The following is a 15648-nucleotide window of genomic DNA, read 5'->3' on the forward strand; positions in this document are numbered from 1 at the left end:
GATTTTAGTATCCGTCACATCAAATGTAATATACGCGAGAAGCAACAAATTTTTACGATGAAGCAATCGTTTGTTTTTTGACGTTTTCCAAGCCTTTCAGAATATCCAGCAAGGTTGCGAGCCATTCTTCCGGCTTGCGGTTTTTAATCTGAATCGAGATTTTTAATTTCTTGCCTTCCATCCCGAGGCCGATCTGCCTGCCGTATTTGCTGCCAAGCTCAAACAGCTTTTGTCCGTCGATTTCAGCGCTCGCCTTTTCATCGATCGTCAGTCTGACGGCGTCTTTATCCTGTTTGATCAGCTCAACGCGCTCTTTTATGGCATATACTTTCATTTCCGCGATGGCAAATAAATATTCGACCTCTTTCGGATATTCGCCAAAACGGTCGATCATTTCATCCTGAAGCTCATCTTTTTCTTCAATGGTTGCAACCGATCTGAACCGTTTATACATATCTATTTTTTGCTTGCCGTCCGTCACATATGTTTGCGGAATATACGCGTCAAGCTCTAAATCGATTTCCGGTTCAAACCGTTCGACCTGCGGCGCGTCTCCTTTTCGGGCCTCTATCGCTTCCTTCAGCATTTGCGAGTATAAATCAAAACCGACGGAATCTATGAAGCCATGCTGCTGAGCGCCCAGCAGGTTGCCGGCGCCGCGGATCGTCAAATCGCGCATCGCAATTTTAAAGCCTGATCCAAGCTCCGTGAATTCTTTAATGGCTTGAAGCCTTTTTTCCGCTACCTCAGTCAGAACTTTGTCTTTTCGATACGTAAAGTACGCATATGCAACCCTGTTGGAGCGGCCGACGCGCCCTCTCAGCTGATAAAGCTGGGAAAGCCCCATCTTGTCTGCATCATAGACGATCAGCGTATTGACATTCGGAATATCAACGCCTGTTTCAATAATCGTCGTGCTGACGAGAACGTCTGATTCTCCCTCTAAAAAGTTAAGCATGACAGATTCCAGTTCATTTTCCGTCATTTTTCCGTGGGCATACGCCACCTTCGCATCAGGCACGAGCATTGAAATTTCTTCGGCTTTTCTTTCAATGTCCTCGACGCGGTTGTACAGAAAGTATACTTGGCCCCCTCTGGCAAGTTCGCGCTCAATCGCTTCCCGCACCAAAGCGCCATTGTATTCGACAACATATGTCTGTACTGGAAAACGGTTTTCCGGCGGCGTTTCAATGACTGATAAGTCTCTGACCCCGAGCATGGACATATGAAGGGTTCTCGGGATTGGAGTCGCTGTTAAAGTCAAAACATCGACATTCGCTTTAATTCGTTTAATTTTTTCTTTATGCGTGACACCAAACCTTTGTTCTTCATCAATGATGAGCAGTCCGAGATCTTTGTACACGACATCTTTTGATAAAAGCCTGTGAGTTCCGATGACAATATCGACTGTACCGTTTTTCAGGCCTTTAATCGTTTCCGTCGCCTCTTTCCGCGTCCGGAATCGGCTAAGCAGACCAATGTTGATCGGATAATCCTGAAAACGCTCCTGAATCGTTTCATAATGCTGCTGGGCCAAAATGGTGGTCGGTACGAGGAGAGCAACCTGTTTTCCGTCGGCGATCGCTTTAAATGCCGCTCTTATGGCCACCTCTGTTTTTCCATAGCCGACATCTCCGCAAAGCAGCCGGTCCATCGGGCGTTCTTTTTCCATATCTTTTTTAATTTCTTGGATCGATCTCAGCTGATCTTCTGTCTCCTGATAAGGAAAAGCCGCTTCAAATTCGCGCTGCATTTCGTGGTCGGGAGAAAACGCGTATCCCTTGCTCGCCTCTCGTTCCGCATAAAGCTTGATCAAGTCATCGGCGATGTCCTGAACGGACGATTCCACCTTTTTCTTGACGCGCTTCCATTCGCTTCCTCCCAGTTTGTACAGCTTCGGTTCCTTGCCTTCTGAACCGACATATTTTTGCACCTGGTCAATTTGATCGACTGGCACATAAAGCTTATCGCTTCCCTGGTAATGAATGTTTAAATAATCTTTGTGGATTCCGTTGATCTCAAGCGTTTCAATACCTAAATATTTTCCGATCCCATGGTTGACGTGAACGACATAGTCGCCGACTTGGAGCTCAGAGTAGCTTTTGATTCTCTCGGCATTCGTCAGTTTTTGTTTACGGGCCTGTTTTTTCACGCGTTTTTTAAAGAGCTCTTCCTCAGTGATGACGGCAAGCTTCATCAGAGGAAGCTCAAATCCCGATTGGAGGCCGCCGTCCATGATATAAATCTGGCCTTGGGCAAGCGCTGTATTCTCATCCGCTTGAGCAGCTTCTATTTCATAATCCGACAGAACGGATGCGAGTTTTTCGACGCGCTCTGGGCTGTCTCCAAGAAAAACAGTCGTGTATCTCGATTTTTTAAACCGTTCGATTTCATTTTTGAGCACATTCATCTGACCGTGAAAGTTTTGCATTTGCTTGCTCGACACATTCACGATATTTTGCGGGCTTGTATGCTGAACATGCCGTAAAAACAGCGAATAGTATAAAATCGGGCGAGACTGTTTTGATATGAGGCTATGAAAAGGAAATGACATCGATATGTCATGAAGAATTTTGCCTTCTTCAAGAAGACTTGTAATCCATTCGGCCTCTTCCTTTTGCAGTTGTTCTTCCATCTCATGGATGCGGCTGATTTCATCCAGAATGAGCAATGTATGTTTCGGAAAATAATCTAGCAAACTAGCAGGCTTTTCATAAAAATAAGAAAGGTATTTGACCATCTCCTGGCTGATGTTTCCTTCCGTGAGCCGCTCTTTGTCCTCCGCGATATTTTGATGGAGAATTTCCTTTTGTTTATCGAGCTTCAGCTTTTTAAGGCTGGCGGCAAGACCTTGATCCATTTGTTCAAGCGCCCGTTTCCGATCTTCTTCACGCACGATCAGCTCCTTTGCCGGACCGATCGTCACTTCATCGCGCGACTCCAAAGAACGCTGGTCATCTGAATTGAAAATGCGGATGGAATCGATCTCCGTATCAAACAGCTCAATACGAATTGGATTGTCTTCAGTCAATGAATAAACATCGATAATGCCCCCGCGAATGCTGAATTCACCGGGAGCCGCAACCATGTCTGTACGTTCATATCCAATTTGCACGAGAGTCTGAAGGAGTTTTTCCGGATCGATATCCCGTCCCGTTTTCAAATGAATCTGGCTGTTTTTCCATACCTCCACCGGGGGCAGCATTCTTCTGACGGCGGCTGCCGGAGCCACTACAATCGGCGTTTCTCCTGCCGCAAGCCTGTTCAAAACATCGAGCCTCTGTGAACGCAGTTCAGGGCTTGCCACAGCAATCTCGGATGAAATCAATTCATTAACAGGATATAAAAGGACAGGCTGATCTTTTATCAGCCCCGTCAAATCGTCTGTAATTTTTTGAGCTTGATAAAGGTTATGCGTAATTAAAAATACCGGCCGGTTTGTTTCTTTTGAAAGAGCGGCTGTAAATAAGGACCGGGCAGATCCGGAGAGCCCCGCAAGCAGCTGTTCCTTCAGCCCTTCGTTCAAACCGTTGACGATGGATTTGAAATCGTCGCTTTTCGTAATATAGGATTGAATATTGTTCAAATGAGCCCCTCCTCTCTTCCTCAAATAGAAAAATGCTTTGGTCTAGTCTCTACACCAAAGCTTTTATTGAATAAACGAATGATATTGATGATAATCCGGATTCCGTTCAAGCGCTTCCTGGCAATCTTCGCATATCGTCTTCACGTGTAAATCCCCATTATCTTTATAAGAAATCATATCGTTTCTTTCCTCATTTGTTAAGTGGTCAAAACCCAATTTTTCACTGTGTACGTAAGAATGGTCAAGACTTCCTACTTTAACGCCGCAATGGCGGCAGTAATAATGCAAAGCCATACGGGAACCTCCAATAACCAGTCTTTTTAAGACTAGTATGATCCGTTCCCATACGTATTATACCTTTGCATTAAATTCATTCATTACTTCTAAAAAAGGTTTTTCCAAAGAAGCTTCACAGGCTTTTACCGTTTTTTGAACAGCTTCCTGTATCGCCGGCTCCTCGTCAGCCGTAAAAGCACCAAGTACATAATCGACGATTTTCATACCGTTTACAGGACGGCCGATTCCGATCCTGATCCTGTGAAAATCAGATGTCCCGAGATGCTGAATCATTGATTTAATCCCATTGTGCCCTCCTGCGCTTCCCTTAACCCTGAGACGGATTTTTCCGGCAGGAAGATCCAAATCATCATAAATCACTTTCAGATTTTCAATCGGGATCTCGTAATAATCCAAAAGCGGCCTCAAACATTCTCCCGATAAGTTCATATATGTAAGCGGCTTAACAAGTAGAACCTTTCTGCCGGAAACAAATCCTATTCCATATTGTCCGTTAAATTTTGTTTTATCAAGGGCAATATTCCATTCTTTTGAAAGCTCGTCAATCGTCATGAAACCGACGTTGTGCCTCGTTTTCTCATATGTTTTTCCCGGATTGCCCAATCCTGCAAACACAAGCATTCTACATCCTCCCTTAATCAAAACCCTGCCTCATCCAGTATGAGGGGGAGCGTCCTAATTTCCTCATTCTAGCACAAAAGACGTAACCGCGGGAGGATTACGCCTTACGTATTTATTCATTTTTTCCCTCTGCATTGCTTTCTTCTGGTTCCTCAACTTCTTGAGCTGCTGATTCGGCTTCTGTTTCCTCTTGCTTTTGAGGAGGGACGATGGATGCGACGACTTCATCCGGTTCATGGTTAAATGAATAATCCCCCGTCGGTTTGATGTCGCCGACGGTTAACACACCATGGATTTCTAACTGCGAAATATCGGCTTCAATGGCCTGAGGAATGTTCTTCGGCTTGGCTGTAACCGACAGTTCGTAAAGCGGCTGCTGGAGAACGCCTCCCTGCTTGACGCCCTCTGCTTCTCCCGTCAGATTCACGGGAACGGCCGCTTCCATTTCCGCTTCCATATCAACCACTTTGAAATCAGCATGTACAATCGAATCTTTCAATGGGTCCGTCTGAATCTCAGCCACCATGACCGAATGCTGTTCACCGTTTATATCCAGATTGATGATCGTGTTCTTTCCCTCGTCACGCAAAATTTTTAAAAGCTTGGTACTGTCAAGTGAAACAGACTTGTTTCCTATATGTTTCCCGTATACAACACCCGGCACAAATCCGGCCGACCGGATGCTCCTTAAAGAAGAACGCCTGGAGCCTGTTCTTTCTTCCGCTTTTAAAGTTGCCATATTCAGCACCATCCTATCGTAAGATTGGTTTTTTCTAAAACCATACCCATAACGACAAAACTTTAAACCAAAATGAGCAAATCAATCGAACAGGAAGCTGACAGATTGTTTTTCATGAACGCGAATAATCGCTTCCGCCAATAGCGGCGCTACGGAAAGCTGTTTGAACTTTTCGATTTTCTTTTCTTCCGGAAGCTCGATGCTGTTTGTCACAACAAGCTCTTTAATCTTGGAATTTTTGATTCTTTCGATTGCCGGACCGGAAAGTACTGGATGCGTACAGCAGGCATATACTTCAGAGGCGCCGCTTTCGACAAGCGCATTTGCCGCCAGCGTAATCGTTCCTGCCGTATCGATGATGTCATCGATTAAAATGGCTGTTTTTCCTTCTATATGTCCGATAATATTCATGACTTCCGCCACATTCGGCTTCGGACGGCGTTTATCAATAATCGCTATCGGCGCTTTCAGACGGTCGGCCAGCTTGCGCGCCCGAGTCACCCCGCCATGGTCAGGAGACACGATAACAATATCCTTTAAATTTTTCTCTTCAAAATAACTTCCTAAAATCGGAACACCCATTAAATGATCAATCGGTATATCAAAGAAGCCTTGAATTTGCGGCGCATGCAAGTCAAGAGCAATCACCCGGGTGGCACCGGCTGTTTCGAGCAAGTTCGCCACCAGCTTAGCTGTGATCGGCTCACGTGCGCGCGCTTTTCTGTCCTGACGGGCATACCCGTAATAAGGCATTACAATGTTAATCGTTTTAGCAGACGCGCGTTTCAATGCATCAACCATGATTAAAAGCTCCATGATATGCTCGTTGACCGGAGCGCTTGTCGATTGAATGACATAACAGTCACAGCCGCGGATGCTTTCCTCGATATTGATTTGGACTTCTCCGTCGCTAAAACGTTTAACAGAACACTTTCCCAGCTCTACTCCGACGATCTCTGCGATTTCGGCCGCAAGAACCGGATTTGAGTTTAAAGAAAAAATCTTCAAATTGTCGTCTTCATATTGATTAGACATGGTAAACCTCCGATTTAGGATTATTTTTTGTGCTTATTCTTAGCGTAGTCTTCCTTATTAACCTGTCTTGCTCTGGCAATAGACAAAGCCTGGCCGGGTACATCGTCCGTTATTGTTGACCCCGCAGCTACGTAGGCTCCCTTGCCGATTGTAACTGGAGCGATCAAATTTGAGTTGCAGCCGACAAAAGCACCGTCTTCAACTTTGGTCATAAATTTATTTTTTCCATCATAATTAACGGTAATCGAACCACAGCCAAGATTGACATCCGTCCCAATTTCCGCATCCCCTATGTAGCTTAAATGAGAGGCTTTGCTGCGATCACCGAATTGCGCTTTCTTCACTTCGACAAAATTGCCGATTCTGACTTGATTGCCGATTTTCGAGTCGGGTCTGATATGAGCAAACGGACCGATCGTGACATCATCGCCGATCTCGCTGTCGACGATCACAGATTGTTTAATGACCGTCCGGCTTCCGATCGTGCTGTTTTCCAGCTCGCTGTTTTGTCCGATAACCGTGTCCTCGCCGATAACCACCCGTCCTTTGATCACAGTTCCGGGATAGATGACGGTATCACGGCCGATGACAGCTTCAGGTGAAATATACGTATGATCAGGATCGATTAAGCTGACGCCATTTTGCATATGTCGCTTGTTGATGCGCCGCTTCATGTATCTTTCTGCTTGAGAAAGAGCGACTCTGTCGTTGACGCCGAGCGTTTCTTGGAAGTTATCAGTCTGATAAGCGGCAACAGTTTCACCTTGATTTTTCAAGATTTCAATAACATCCGGAAGATAGTATTCCCCTTGGACATTATCATTTGACACCTGCTCGATCGTCCTGAAAAGAGCTTCATTATCAAAACAGTAAGTCCCAGTGTTGATTTCTTTGACAAGCCGTTCCTCATCTGTCGCATCTTTATGCTCGACAATCTTCGCAACGTCGCCGTTTTCATTACGGATAATCCGCCCGTAGCCTGTCGGGTCCTCTGCAACCGCCGTTAAAATTGTAACCTTTGCCCCTTTTTCCTGATGCTCCCGGAGCATGGCTTCCATCGTCTCGGCCGTTAACAGCGGTGTATCCCCGCATATCACGATCGTCGTTCCTTTTTCATCAGCAAGAATCGATTTGGCTTGCTTAACAGCGTGCGCCGTACCGAGCTGTTCAGCCTGAAGAGCGTACTCGCTCTTTTTCCCCAGCTGCTTCTTGACATCTTCCGCACCATGTCCGACAATTGTGACAAGTTTGGTCAATGATAGCTTAAGAGCTTCATCGACGACATGCTCGACCATCGGCTTTCCGCAAACAGGATGAAGAACTTTATATAACTTTGATTTCATTCTCGTTCCTTGACCAGCTGCTAAAACAACTGCAAACCGCTTATCCATTTATTGGCCTCCATTATCCCTTTTATCCATAGAAAAATATATCCTAAATATGAGTTGATTTCAAGCAAGCCCAAAAGAGAAATCAGCAAACAGAATAAGCAATTTTTGGATGTCAAGCTTGCATCTGGAATTCCATCCTGAAGCGGGAATCCCGGCCATGGGACACAAATCCGCCGATAGAACGGTGCTCTGCGAATACCGGCCCTCACTTTGTTCTTTTTACCCATTTACTGATATATGCAGAAAACAACCATATATTGTCATTTTATTCATTTCATCATTTTTTCCGCAAAATAAAAAGGGCTTCCATAAGCCCTCTTTTTTTTAAGAAGCTCCAGCTTCTTCATATTCTATTTCCTCAACTTCACCCAAACGATGATATTCATTTAACACCGCGTCCTGAATTTTTCCGCGGGTGCTTGAGTTGATTGGATGAGCGATATCACGAAATTCTCCATCAGGTGTACGCTTACTTGGCATCGCAACGAAAAGACCATTGTTTCCATCAATTACACGAATGTCATGCACTACAAATTCGTGATCCAGCGTGATGGATGCAATCGCTCTCATGCGACCATCGGTATTCACGCGGCGTAATCTTACGTCGGTAACTTCCACAGTAGTTCACCACCTTTTCCCAATATAAAAACATTAGTGTAATTATTCAACGGCTTTTTTTGTTTTCCTGCATAATTAAAAATATTTTTGTAATATTGGGATAAAAACACACTGAATTGTCAAAAATCCAACAAAAAAAGATGATTTTGCTAACCAAAACCACCTTTTTAAAAATTCAACTATTTCACAAGGGCGATGACTTCTATTTCAACGAGCGCGTCTTTTGGCAGCCGCGCAACCTCCACACAGGAACGCGCCGGTTTATGCTCATGAAAATACTGGCCATAGACCTCGTTAACTTCTGCAAATTGATTCATGTCAGCCAAAAACACAGTCGCTTTGACGACGGTTTCCAGTGAAGCGCCCGCTTCCTTGAGGACAGCTTTTAAATTGCGGAAAACCTGATGCGTCTGTTCCGTAATATCCCCTTTTACCATTTCACCGGCCGGAGTTAAAGGGATTTGTCCTGAGCTGTAAAACATGTTATTTACGATAATCCCCTGCGTATATGGTCCGATCGCTTCCGGCGCTTCTTTTGTCTGCACAACCTTTGTCATCTCAAACTCCCCCATTCTTTATTCATTGTCTTTAAAAAACCGCTGAAAATTTCCGTTTTGAATATTGACCTTCTTTTCCTTCATATCAATTTCCGAAAGGGTGAGAAGCGACATATACTCATCGACCAGCCGCTCCTTCACGCCCTGGGCTTCAACAAGGACGCCGATTCCGGCGACATGTGCATTGAATTCATCCAGCAAATTGATCATACCATTGATCGTTCCGCCCGCTTTCATAAAGTCGTCAATAATTAAAACGTGTGATCCCGTCTTTAAACTGCGTTTTGCAAGCGACATTGTCTGTATGCGATTGGATGAACCTGATACATAATTAATGCTGACCGTTGACCCTTCAGTGACCTTATTATCCTTTCTGACGACAACTGTGGGCACGTCCAAATAACTGGCCACCGCATATGCCAGAGGAATTCCTTTCGTTGCCACAGTCATGACGACATCGATTTCCCTGTCTGAAAAGGCGGAAGCGAAAATCTTCCCGGCCTTTGTCAGCACGGACGGTTTCCCGAGAATATCCGTTAAATATAAGTAGCCTCCGGGCAAAATACGTTCCGAATCAATCAATGAGTCCCCGAGTTCATTAATAAATTCCTCTGCCTCACCAAGTTTTACCTTTGGAATATATTTAACGCCCCCAGCTGCCCCGGGAACCGTCTGAAGCGTTCCAATTCCCTGCTGCTCGAAGGTCTGCTTAATGATGGTTAAATCTTCACTAATTGATGATTTAGCAGATTGATACCGTTCTGAAAAGAAGGTTAATGGCACTAAGACATGCGGATGGGTCAGCAAATAATTCGTCAGATCCACCAATCTGCCGCTTCGACGAAACTTCATGCACTTACCTCCAAAATCCGAATATTTTTAAAAATAATATAACTTAACATACGGATTTAATCAAGGTCATTTTGTTCCCCGATCATCCGGACTGCATATACCTGATCGCAAAACCCTCTTAACCCGTTATATATTCTTTGCACTTTTGATTCATATTGGACAAGCCCAAACACCGTCGGACCGCTTCCGCTCATTAATACCGCATCCGCGCCAAAGCGCTTCATCTGATTTTTAATCACCGCAACTTCAGGATGCATGTTTAATGTAACAGATTCGAGAACATTTCCAAGCTTGTCACACATCTTGTGAAAATTTTTCTCTTCGATGGCGGAAATCATCCCCTGTACATCCGGATGTTCAACACTGTCGATCTTCAGCTGCCTGTATACCTCTGCGGTCGATACGCCGATCGTCGGTTTCGCAAGCACGACCCAGCAATGCGGAGGAGTCTCAATGTGGCGGATTTTTTCTCCTCTGCCTGTTGCAAGTGCCGTTCCGCCGTGAACGCAAAACGAGACATCCGATCCGATCTCCGCGCCAAGCTCTGCAAGCTCATTTACAGAAAGCTTCATATCCCACAGGCGGTTCAAGCCTCTGAGGACTGCGGCGGCGTCGCTGCTTCCCCCCGCCAGTCCCGCAGCTACCGGAATGACCTTCGTAATCAAAATGGAAACGCCTTTTTTAATGCCGTACCGTTTCTTCATCAGCATTGCAGCCTGATAAGCAAGATTCCGCTGGTCATCCGGAACAAAGCGGTTATGGGAAGAAACCGTTATTTTATCTTCTGCCAGCTCCGTTAACTCAACCCTATCCGCCAGATCAATCGTCGTCATAACCATCTCAACTTCATGGTATCCGTCAGGACGTTTGCCGCGGACGTCAAGAGACAAATTGATTTTAGCCGTCGCCTTCTCTAAAATACGCAATCCTTTTTCACCTACTTCTCCATCTAAACATAAGTATCCACATTGTAACATATTTTGAAGTACAGGTCGTACAAATGCATGTACTGCGGCAAAAGGACTCGTCTTACCGGATGCGCTCCGCCCGATTCTTTAAACAAAAAACGGAGGACAGCAGCGTCCTCCGTTTGTCACCGTTTTACTGGTTCTGTTGATTTTGAGCCATATGCTGTTCGGCTAATTCAATGGCCCGCTTCACCATGTTTCCGGCGTCTCTGGCCCGAATCGCTCCCCAGCCTTCATTCTTGACAGTATCGTAAAACCCAAGATCTTTTGCCAATTCATATTTGAATTCTTCTGACATGATGCTTCGACGTCTGCCCATGCGAAACAGCCCCTTTCAAGTATCATACCATGTGCCAGAACTCATCATAAAACGGGTGACATTTATAGCTTTTCTTGATCGCCTGCAGATCTTTCCCGAGAAATTATGGATAAACAAAAAGCAGTAAACATGACGTCTACTGCTAATTAAAGTGCTACTGAGCTCGTTTTGTCATCGGAAAACCTTAACTCAACCGTCTCAGTAAGAATATCTGCATAACTGTATGAAACTCTTTCGAACGAATTCTCGTCTTGATCTAGTTGTATCACAAAAACAGAAGGGTACGTCTCAGCTAAAATGCCCGAACGCTCAATCGTTTTTCGGCGGCCTCCGTTTGCTTTTAACGTAAGCCTTTTTCCTAAATGTCCATCAAGCGATCTTTTAATATCGGACAACGTTTTCGCCATTGCATCCACCTCACTACATTCAGTATACAACAACCGCCCATTTTTGTCAAATAAAATTTAAATTATATCAACGTTTATAAGCGATTGTCAATAAAATAATTGTGACAAATTGCACGTCGACTTTCCCTTATTTTCCTCATTTTTCGCTTCATTATGTATGTTTTTTAAAAATATGGCGAAAACCTGACAAAAACCCGCCGAAAAACGGGCGGGTTTACTGATTAGCATTCGTTTTATACGGCATTCCAATTCGTAAAACACCCCGGGTTTCAATCCCTCCGAGCCCTTTCTCCCTCGTCAGGGTGTTTCTCAGTACTTCCCAGACGTTAATTCGGTCCATAAAAGGAGTAAAGCTGATTTTTGCAACGATATAGACCGGATCAAGCGCATGAATGTTAACCCTTGACGGAGAGCTTGCAAAGTTCGCCCCTGCTCTGATTAATGACTCAAAATGAGACTGGCACGCTCCGGCAAAAATCACGAGCTGATCGAGATGAGGAATTTTTTTTCTTGCTTTTTGAACAGTTTCAATAAAATCTTTGGAATGTCTGTAGGCATCCAAGTCATCGATGCCCCCTTTCTGCTTCGAATATGCATCATGCCCTGTGATGACTAATAAATCGGGCCGATATTCGTCAATAAGCTCCTCAATGACGGCGGACATTTTCTTTTCATAGCAATGGATGCCGTACACAGGAACACCGATCTTTTCATACAATGCGAGACACTTTTTCAAATAAGCTGAATCCCCGTCTAAATGAAGTACCCTTCCCGGCATATGAAAATACTGCTTTTGGTTGTTGTATTGATTTGTTGCACGGTATTCGTGTTTTTCGCGAAGAAGCTTATAATCCTGACGGAGCAAATCAAGGGATTCCTTCATTTTTGTTTCTTCTTCCCGTTTTCTCATCAGACGCTCAGCCTCGCGGACAATCTCCAGATCCGCCAGGTGCGCGTCAGCGATTAACCTGACTTCATCACCGTGCAAAACAGCTATCGGTTCTCCCTTTGCCGATTGATCAATTCGTATAATTCGAAATAATATATCTCTTCGATAAGATTTTCTGACCACCATATCGCCTATTTTAAACTGCATGCTTTTCACTCCACACATAGACTAAGCCCCATCTTTGATAAAAATCTCAAATGCCGGCCGGAATACAGCAAAAAATAAAGGTGCTTCTTTAGCCTATGTACCTGCAGTTCAAGTGGTGAACGGGGAGCAAGCCCTATCGTTTCCGCTACACTCTCGGCCCAACGCAAAAAAAGCCCTTCCTTACAGAAAGGCTTTTGCCAGATGGTCGGAAAGCACGGCGAATTCTTCGATGCTGAGCGATTCGCCGCGTCTCTTTCCGTCGATTTGTGAATCTTGCAGCGCTTTTTCAATCTCAGCTTTCTTCTCTTTTCCAGTCGCCAAATTATTGACGAGATTATTCAAAAGCGTTTTGCGGCGCTGGGCGAAGCTCGCCTTGACAACCTGAAAGAAAAAGGCCTCATCTTTAACTGTGACAGCCGGGGCTTCTCGCAGCGTCAGCCTGATGACGGCGGAGTCAACGTTTGGCTGGGGAACGAAAACCGTTTTCGGTACAACCATGACCGTTTTCGCCTCAGTATAAAATTGAACGGCGATGGAAAGAGAGCCGTATTCTTTTGATGAAGGCTTTGCAGCCATGCGGTCTGCCACTTCTTTTTGCAGCATGACGACAATGCCTTTAAGCGGCAGATGTTCCTCCAGAAGCTTCATAATAATAGGAGTCGTCACATAATACGGCAAGTTGGCGACAACCATGACCTCGTCACAACCTTGAAACTGCTCATCCATCACAGCTTTAATATCGGCTTTCAGAACATCTTGATGAATCACAGTCACATTGTCGTAAGGGGATAATGTATCCTCCAAAATCGGCAGAAGCCTTTGGTCAATTTCAAAGGCCACCACTTTCTTGGCGCGTTTTGCCAGCTGCTCGGTTAAAGCGCCGATTCCAGGACCGATTTCGATCACGCCCGTGCGTTCCGTCACTTCGGCATGGTCAACGATTCTGTCCAATATATTTGTATCAATTAGAAAGTTCTGCCCCAAGCTTTTTTTAAAAGAAAATCCGTATTTATTGAGGATTTCTTTTGTCCTTTTGGGGGTGGCTATATCTTTATTCATTGTTTTCCTCCCGCAGCACAGCATCCAGAGCGCTTAAATAATCGCTTTTTTTAATTTGAAACATCTGCAGACGCTTTTGAAGCTGCTTTCCATTTGTATACCCAATATTTAAAATCTCGCCGAGCCGTTCCCGCCTTTGTTTGGCAAGGGGGCCTCCGATCAGGCCGGCTTCGATAAGATCACGCGTTTCAATTTCCGCTTCCGTCGCTTCCATTTCCTCCTGAACGGTCTTCAGGCAGGCTCTGATGCTTTCAGGCGATGCATGCTCAACACCGATTCCTCGCTTGTTTTTAGGCTTTGCCAAATGCTTGGGCAAAAATGCATGCTTACAGCCGGGCACCTTTTCGGCAATAGTTTTTCTGATTTTTTCACCCGGATAATCGGGGTCTGTTAAAATGATGACCCCGCGCGTTTTTTGAGCCAGCTGAATTTGTTTAATCACATCTTCCCCGATGGCGGAGCCGTTCGTTTCAATTGTATCCGCGTCAACGGCAGACTTGATTTTTGCTGTATCGTCACGTCCTTCGACAACGATGATTTCCTTAATTTTCATTTCTTCCTCCGCATGCTGAAAAACCTTTTATTACATTTTTAAAAATATTGAAACCTTTTTGTAACAAAACCGTCTAAGTAATTAGAAAACAAGATGGATCTATTATAACCAAAAAAACAGAGGGCGCAAAATCCCTCTGCTTACGATCAAAATAAAATAAATGCTGATTTAGTTGAGAACCTTGATTTTAACTCTTTTGTTTCCCCAGCGGTAAGCCGCAGACTTGCTCGGGAAAAACACATCGATTTTGCGGCCTTTAATTGCGGAGCCTGTATCAGCCGCAACCGCATATCCGTATCCTTCTACATGGACTTTCGTGCCCAATGGAATGAAGCTTGGATCAACCGCAATGACCTTGGAGCCCGGGTTGTTTTTTAAATTCACACCGGTCGCCGTGTGTCCTGAGCAGCCGCTGCAGCTTGCCGTATATGCTGTTGAAGTCACATAGAACTCTTTTCCGGAAGCTTCATTGCCGCGCGATACATTTGTGCTTATTTGAGCTACCGTTTTTCGTTTTGTGCCGACGGCGATGATTTTGGCTTTGCTTTCAGCCGCTGTTTCCTCTTTAATCAATTCCCTGGAAACTTCTTTGCCGTTTTTCTTAATAACGGCATAGTGCTTTTTAAGCTTGCCTTCTTTGCCGTCTTGAACGACCTTTTCCGTGCCTTTTTCCAAAGATGCATCCTCTTTCTTCTTCACGTCAAAAGGAATGTTCTCTTCCACTACATCGGTGACTTTTTTGATGCGAGTAATGTGAATGTTCGCCTGATCTTTCGTCAGTGTTTCATCCAGCGCAGGCTTGACTTCATCATCGCCCTTTATGCTGATCTTATGGTGTTTTAAAAAGTCAGCGACCGTAGTCGAAGTTGTCCATATGTCTTTATTTTTGCCGGCATCCTTTACAGTCACTTTAAAAGCTCTTTGCAAAGTCAGCTTCATGTCTTTTTTTATCTCTTTATCAACTGAGGGTTCAATTTGATCATGTTCCGCCAACTCGAGATTCAATTCTTTCAAAAGTTTGCCGACCGTACCCGCTGTCGTCCATACTTGCTTTTCCTCTCCGTCCATCGCCAAATGGACCGGTTTGGCAGCAATGTACTCAACATTCATGTTGCTTGTTATTTTTGTATCTTCAGCGGGAGAAATGTGATCCTCTTTCCTCGTCTTGATGTTTAAGCCTTTCATCAGCTCACCCACCGTTTTAGCATGCGTGCGGACACTCTGCTTTTTCCCGTTTATCGAAATCGAGACCGGTTGTTTCGTGAGCTCGTTTGCTCCGTATGCAGTTCCGCTCCCTGCCACCAGCAGCCCGGCAACAATGAGAACTCCTCTGCTTTTGCTAAGCTTTACGGAAAACAGCTTTTTCATTTTTTGTATGATGAAAAACGCCTCCTTCTCCTCGGGGAGATTATATAGAGTATCTACAAGCCTGTCAACCCTCCTCTCTATTTACCTCCGCAAGCCCGCCATTACTTTTATTATGGAAATACAACCTCATAAAAGAAAGAAAGACTTGTCGACAAAGATATCCTATGAGTGTAAACAGACAT

Annotated in this window: 16 protein-coding genes; all 16 read right to left on the reverse strand. The window is 44.7% G+C overall.

Features of this window, described 5'->3' with window-relative positions; translation table 11 throughout:
• Nucleotides 1–52: 52 nt before the first annotated feature.
• On the reverse strand, nucleotides 53–3586 hold the full coding sequence (gene mfd / locus BTR1S_RS19000) for a transcription-repair coupling factor (RefSeq protein ID WP_029418753.1): 3534 nt from the start codon (nucleotides 3584–3586) through the stop codon (nucleotides 53–55).
• A gap of 63 nt (nucleotides 3587–3649) precedes the next feature.
• Nucleotides 3650–3880: an anti-sigma-F factor Fin gene (gene fin / locus BTR1S_RS19005; RefSeq protein WP_006640396.1), complete on the reverse strand. Its 231-nt coding sequence runs from the start codon at nucleotides 3878–3880 to the stop codon at nucleotides 3650–3652.
• A 57-nt stretch (nucleotides 3881–3937) separates the two neighbouring features.
• Nucleotides 3938–4504 carry an aminoacyl-tRNA hydrolase gene (gene pth / locus BTR1S_RS19010; RefSeq protein WP_006640395.1) on the reverse strand — a complete coding sequence of 189 codons (567 nt, stop codon included), beginning with the start codon at nucleotides 4502–4504 and terminating at the stop codon, nucleotides 3938–3940.
• A gap of 112 nt (nucleotides 4505–4616) precedes the next feature.
• Complete coding sequence (locus BTR1S_RS19015) at nucleotides 4617–5243, reverse strand: 50S ribosomal protein L25/general stress protein Ctc (protein WP_029418754.1); 627 nt, start codon at nucleotides 5241–5243, stop codon at nucleotides 4617–4619.
• Between the two features lie 81 nt (nucleotides 5244–5324).
• Nucleotides 5325–6278, reverse strand: a complete 954-nt coding sequence (locus BTR1S_RS19020) for a ribose-phosphate diphosphokinase (protein ID WP_006640393.1) — start codon at nucleotides 6276–6278, stop codon at nucleotides 5325–5327.
• 20 nt (nucleotides 6279–6298) lie between these two features.
• The gene (glmU, locus tag BTR1S_RS19025; protein WP_006640392.1) at nucleotides 6299–7669 is read right to left on the reverse strand and encodes a bifunctional UDP-N-acetylglucosamine diphosphorylase/glucosamine-1-phosphate N-acetyltransferase GlmU; all 1371 of its coding nucleotides are present in this window, start codon (nucleotides 7667–7669) and stop codon (nucleotides 6299–6301) included.
• Nucleotides 7670–7993: 324 nt separating this feature from the next.
• On the reverse strand, nucleotides 7994–8287 hold the full coding sequence (gene spoVG, locus BTR1S_RS19035) for a septation regulator SpoVG (RefSeq protein ID WP_006640390.1): 294 nt from the start codon (nucleotides 8285–8287) through the stop codon (nucleotides 7994–7996).
• A gap of 179 nt (nucleotides 8288–8466) precedes the next feature.
• Complete coding sequence (gene ridA, locus BTR1S_RS19040; protein WP_006640389.1) at nucleotides 8467–8844, reverse strand: 2-iminobutanoate/2-iminopropanoate deaminase; 378 nt, start codon at nucleotides 8842–8844, stop codon at nucleotides 8467–8469.
• 18 nt (nucleotides 8845–8862) lie between these two features.
• Nucleotides 8863–9696 (reverse strand): pur operon repressor, encoded by an 834-nt coding sequence (gene purR / locus BTR1S_RS19045; protein ID WP_006640388.1) that lies wholly within the window; start codon nucleotides 9694–9696, stop codon nucleotides 8863–8865.
• Nucleotides 9697–9752: 56 nt separating this feature from the next.
• Nucleotides 9753–10622, reverse strand: a complete 870-nt coding sequence (gene ispE, locus BTR1S_RS19050; protein ID WP_029418756.1) for a 4-(cytidine 5'-diphospho)-2-C-methyl-D-erythritol kinase — start codon at nucleotides 10620–10622, stop codon at nucleotides 9753–9755.
• A 175-nt stretch (nucleotides 10623–10797) separates the two neighbouring features.
• Entirely contained in the window at nucleotides 10798–10983 is a 186-nt protein-coding gene (locus BTR1S_RS19055) for a small, acid-soluble spore protein, alpha/beta type (protein ID WP_006640386.1), read from the reverse strand.
• 146 nt (nucleotides 10984–11129) lie between these two features.
• Nucleotides 11130–11390 carry a biofilm formation stimulator Veg gene (veg, locus tag BTR1S_RS19060; RefSeq protein ID WP_003178187.1) on the reverse strand — a complete coding sequence of 87 codons (261 nt, stop codon included), beginning with the start codon at nucleotides 11388–11390 and terminating at the stop codon, nucleotides 11130–11132.
• A gap of 214 nt (nucleotides 11391–11604) precedes the next feature.
• Nucleotides 11605–12486 (reverse strand): sporulation peptidase YabG, encoded by an 882-nt coding sequence (gene yabG / locus BTR1S_RS19065; protein ID WP_006640385.1) that lies wholly within the window; start codon nucleotides 12484–12486, stop codon nucleotides 11605–11607.
• Between the two features lie 180 nt (nucleotides 12487–12666).
• Nucleotides 12667–13545, reverse strand: coding sequence for a 16S rRNA (adenine(1518)-N(6)/adenine(1519)-N(6))-dimethyltransferase RsmA (gene rsmA, locus BTR1S_RS19070; RefSeq protein WP_006640384.1), 879 nt, complete (start codon nucleotides 13543–13545; stop codon nucleotides 12667–12669).
• On the reverse strand, nucleotides 13538–14098 hold the full coding sequence (rnmV, locus tag BTR1S_RS19075) for a ribonuclease M5 (protein WP_006640383.1): 561 nt from the start codon (nucleotides 14096–14098) through the stop codon (nucleotides 13538–13540). Before rnmV ends, rsmA begins: the two co-directional genes overlap by 8 nt.
• Nucleotides 14099–14266: 168 nt before the next feature.
• A complete protein-coding gene (locus tag BTR1S_RS19080; protein WP_029418757.1) occupies nucleotides 14267–15466 on the reverse strand; it encodes a resuscitation-promoting factor in 1200 nt (399 codons plus the stop codon).
• Nucleotides 15467–15648 lie beyond the last annotated feature (182 nt).

The sequence above is a fragment of the Bacillus sonorensis NBRC 101234 = KCTC 13918 genome (assembly GCF_001592005.1).
Taxonomy (GTDB): Bacteria; Bacillota; Bacilli; order Bacillales; family Bacillaceae; genus Bacillus; species Bacillus sonorensis.

Coding starts and splice junctions, on each gene's coding strand:
- fin (WP_006640396.1), bottom strand. CDS start 3,880: ATGGCTTTGCATTATTACTGCCGCCATTGCGGCGTTAAAGTAGGAAGT.
- pth (WP_006640395.1), bottom strand. CDS start 4,504: ATGCTTGTGTTTGCAGGATTGGGCAATCCGGGAAAAACATATGAGAAA.
- BTR1S_RS19015 (WP_029418754.1), bottom strand. CDS start 5,243: ATGGCAACTTTAAAAGCGGAAGAAAGAACAGGCTCCAGGCGTTCTTCT.
- BTR1S_RS19020 (WP_006640393.1), bottom strand. CDS start 6,278: ATGTCTAATCAATATGAAGACGACAATTTGAAGATTTTTTCTTTAAAC.
- glmU (WP_006640392.1), bottom strand. CDS start 7,669: ATGGATAAGCGGTTTGCAGTTGTTTTAGCAGCTGGTCAAGGAACGAGA.
- ridA (WP_006640389.1), bottom strand. CDS start 8,844: ATGACAAAGGTTGTGCAGACAAAAGAAGCGCCGGAAGCGATCGGACCA.
- purR (WP_006640388.1), bottom strand. CDS start 9,696: ATGAAGTTTCGTCGAAGCGGCAGATTGGTGGATCTGACGAATTATTTG.
- BTR1S_RS19055 (WP_006640386.1), bottom strand. CDS start 10,983: ATGGGCAGACGTCGAAGCATCATGTCAGAAGAATTCAAATATGAATTG.
- veg (WP_003178187.1), bottom strand. CDS start 11,390: ATGGCGAAAACGTTGTCCGATATTAAAAGATCGCTTGATGGACATTTA.
- yabG (WP_006640385.1), bottom strand. CDS start 12,486: ATGCAGTTTAAAATAGGCGATATGGTGGTCAGAAAATCTTATCGAAGA.
- rsmA (WP_006640384.1), bottom strand. CDS start 13,545: ATGAATAAAGATATAGCCACCCCCAAAAGGACAAAAGAAATCCTCAAT.
- rnmV (WP_006640383.1), bottom strand. CDS start 14,098: ATGAAAATTAAGGAAATCATCGTTGTCGAAGGACGTGACGATACAGCA.
- BTR1S_RS19080 (WP_029418757.1), bottom strand. CDS start 15,466: ATGAAAAAGCTGTTTTCCGTAAAGCTTAGCAAAAGCAGAGGAGTTCTC.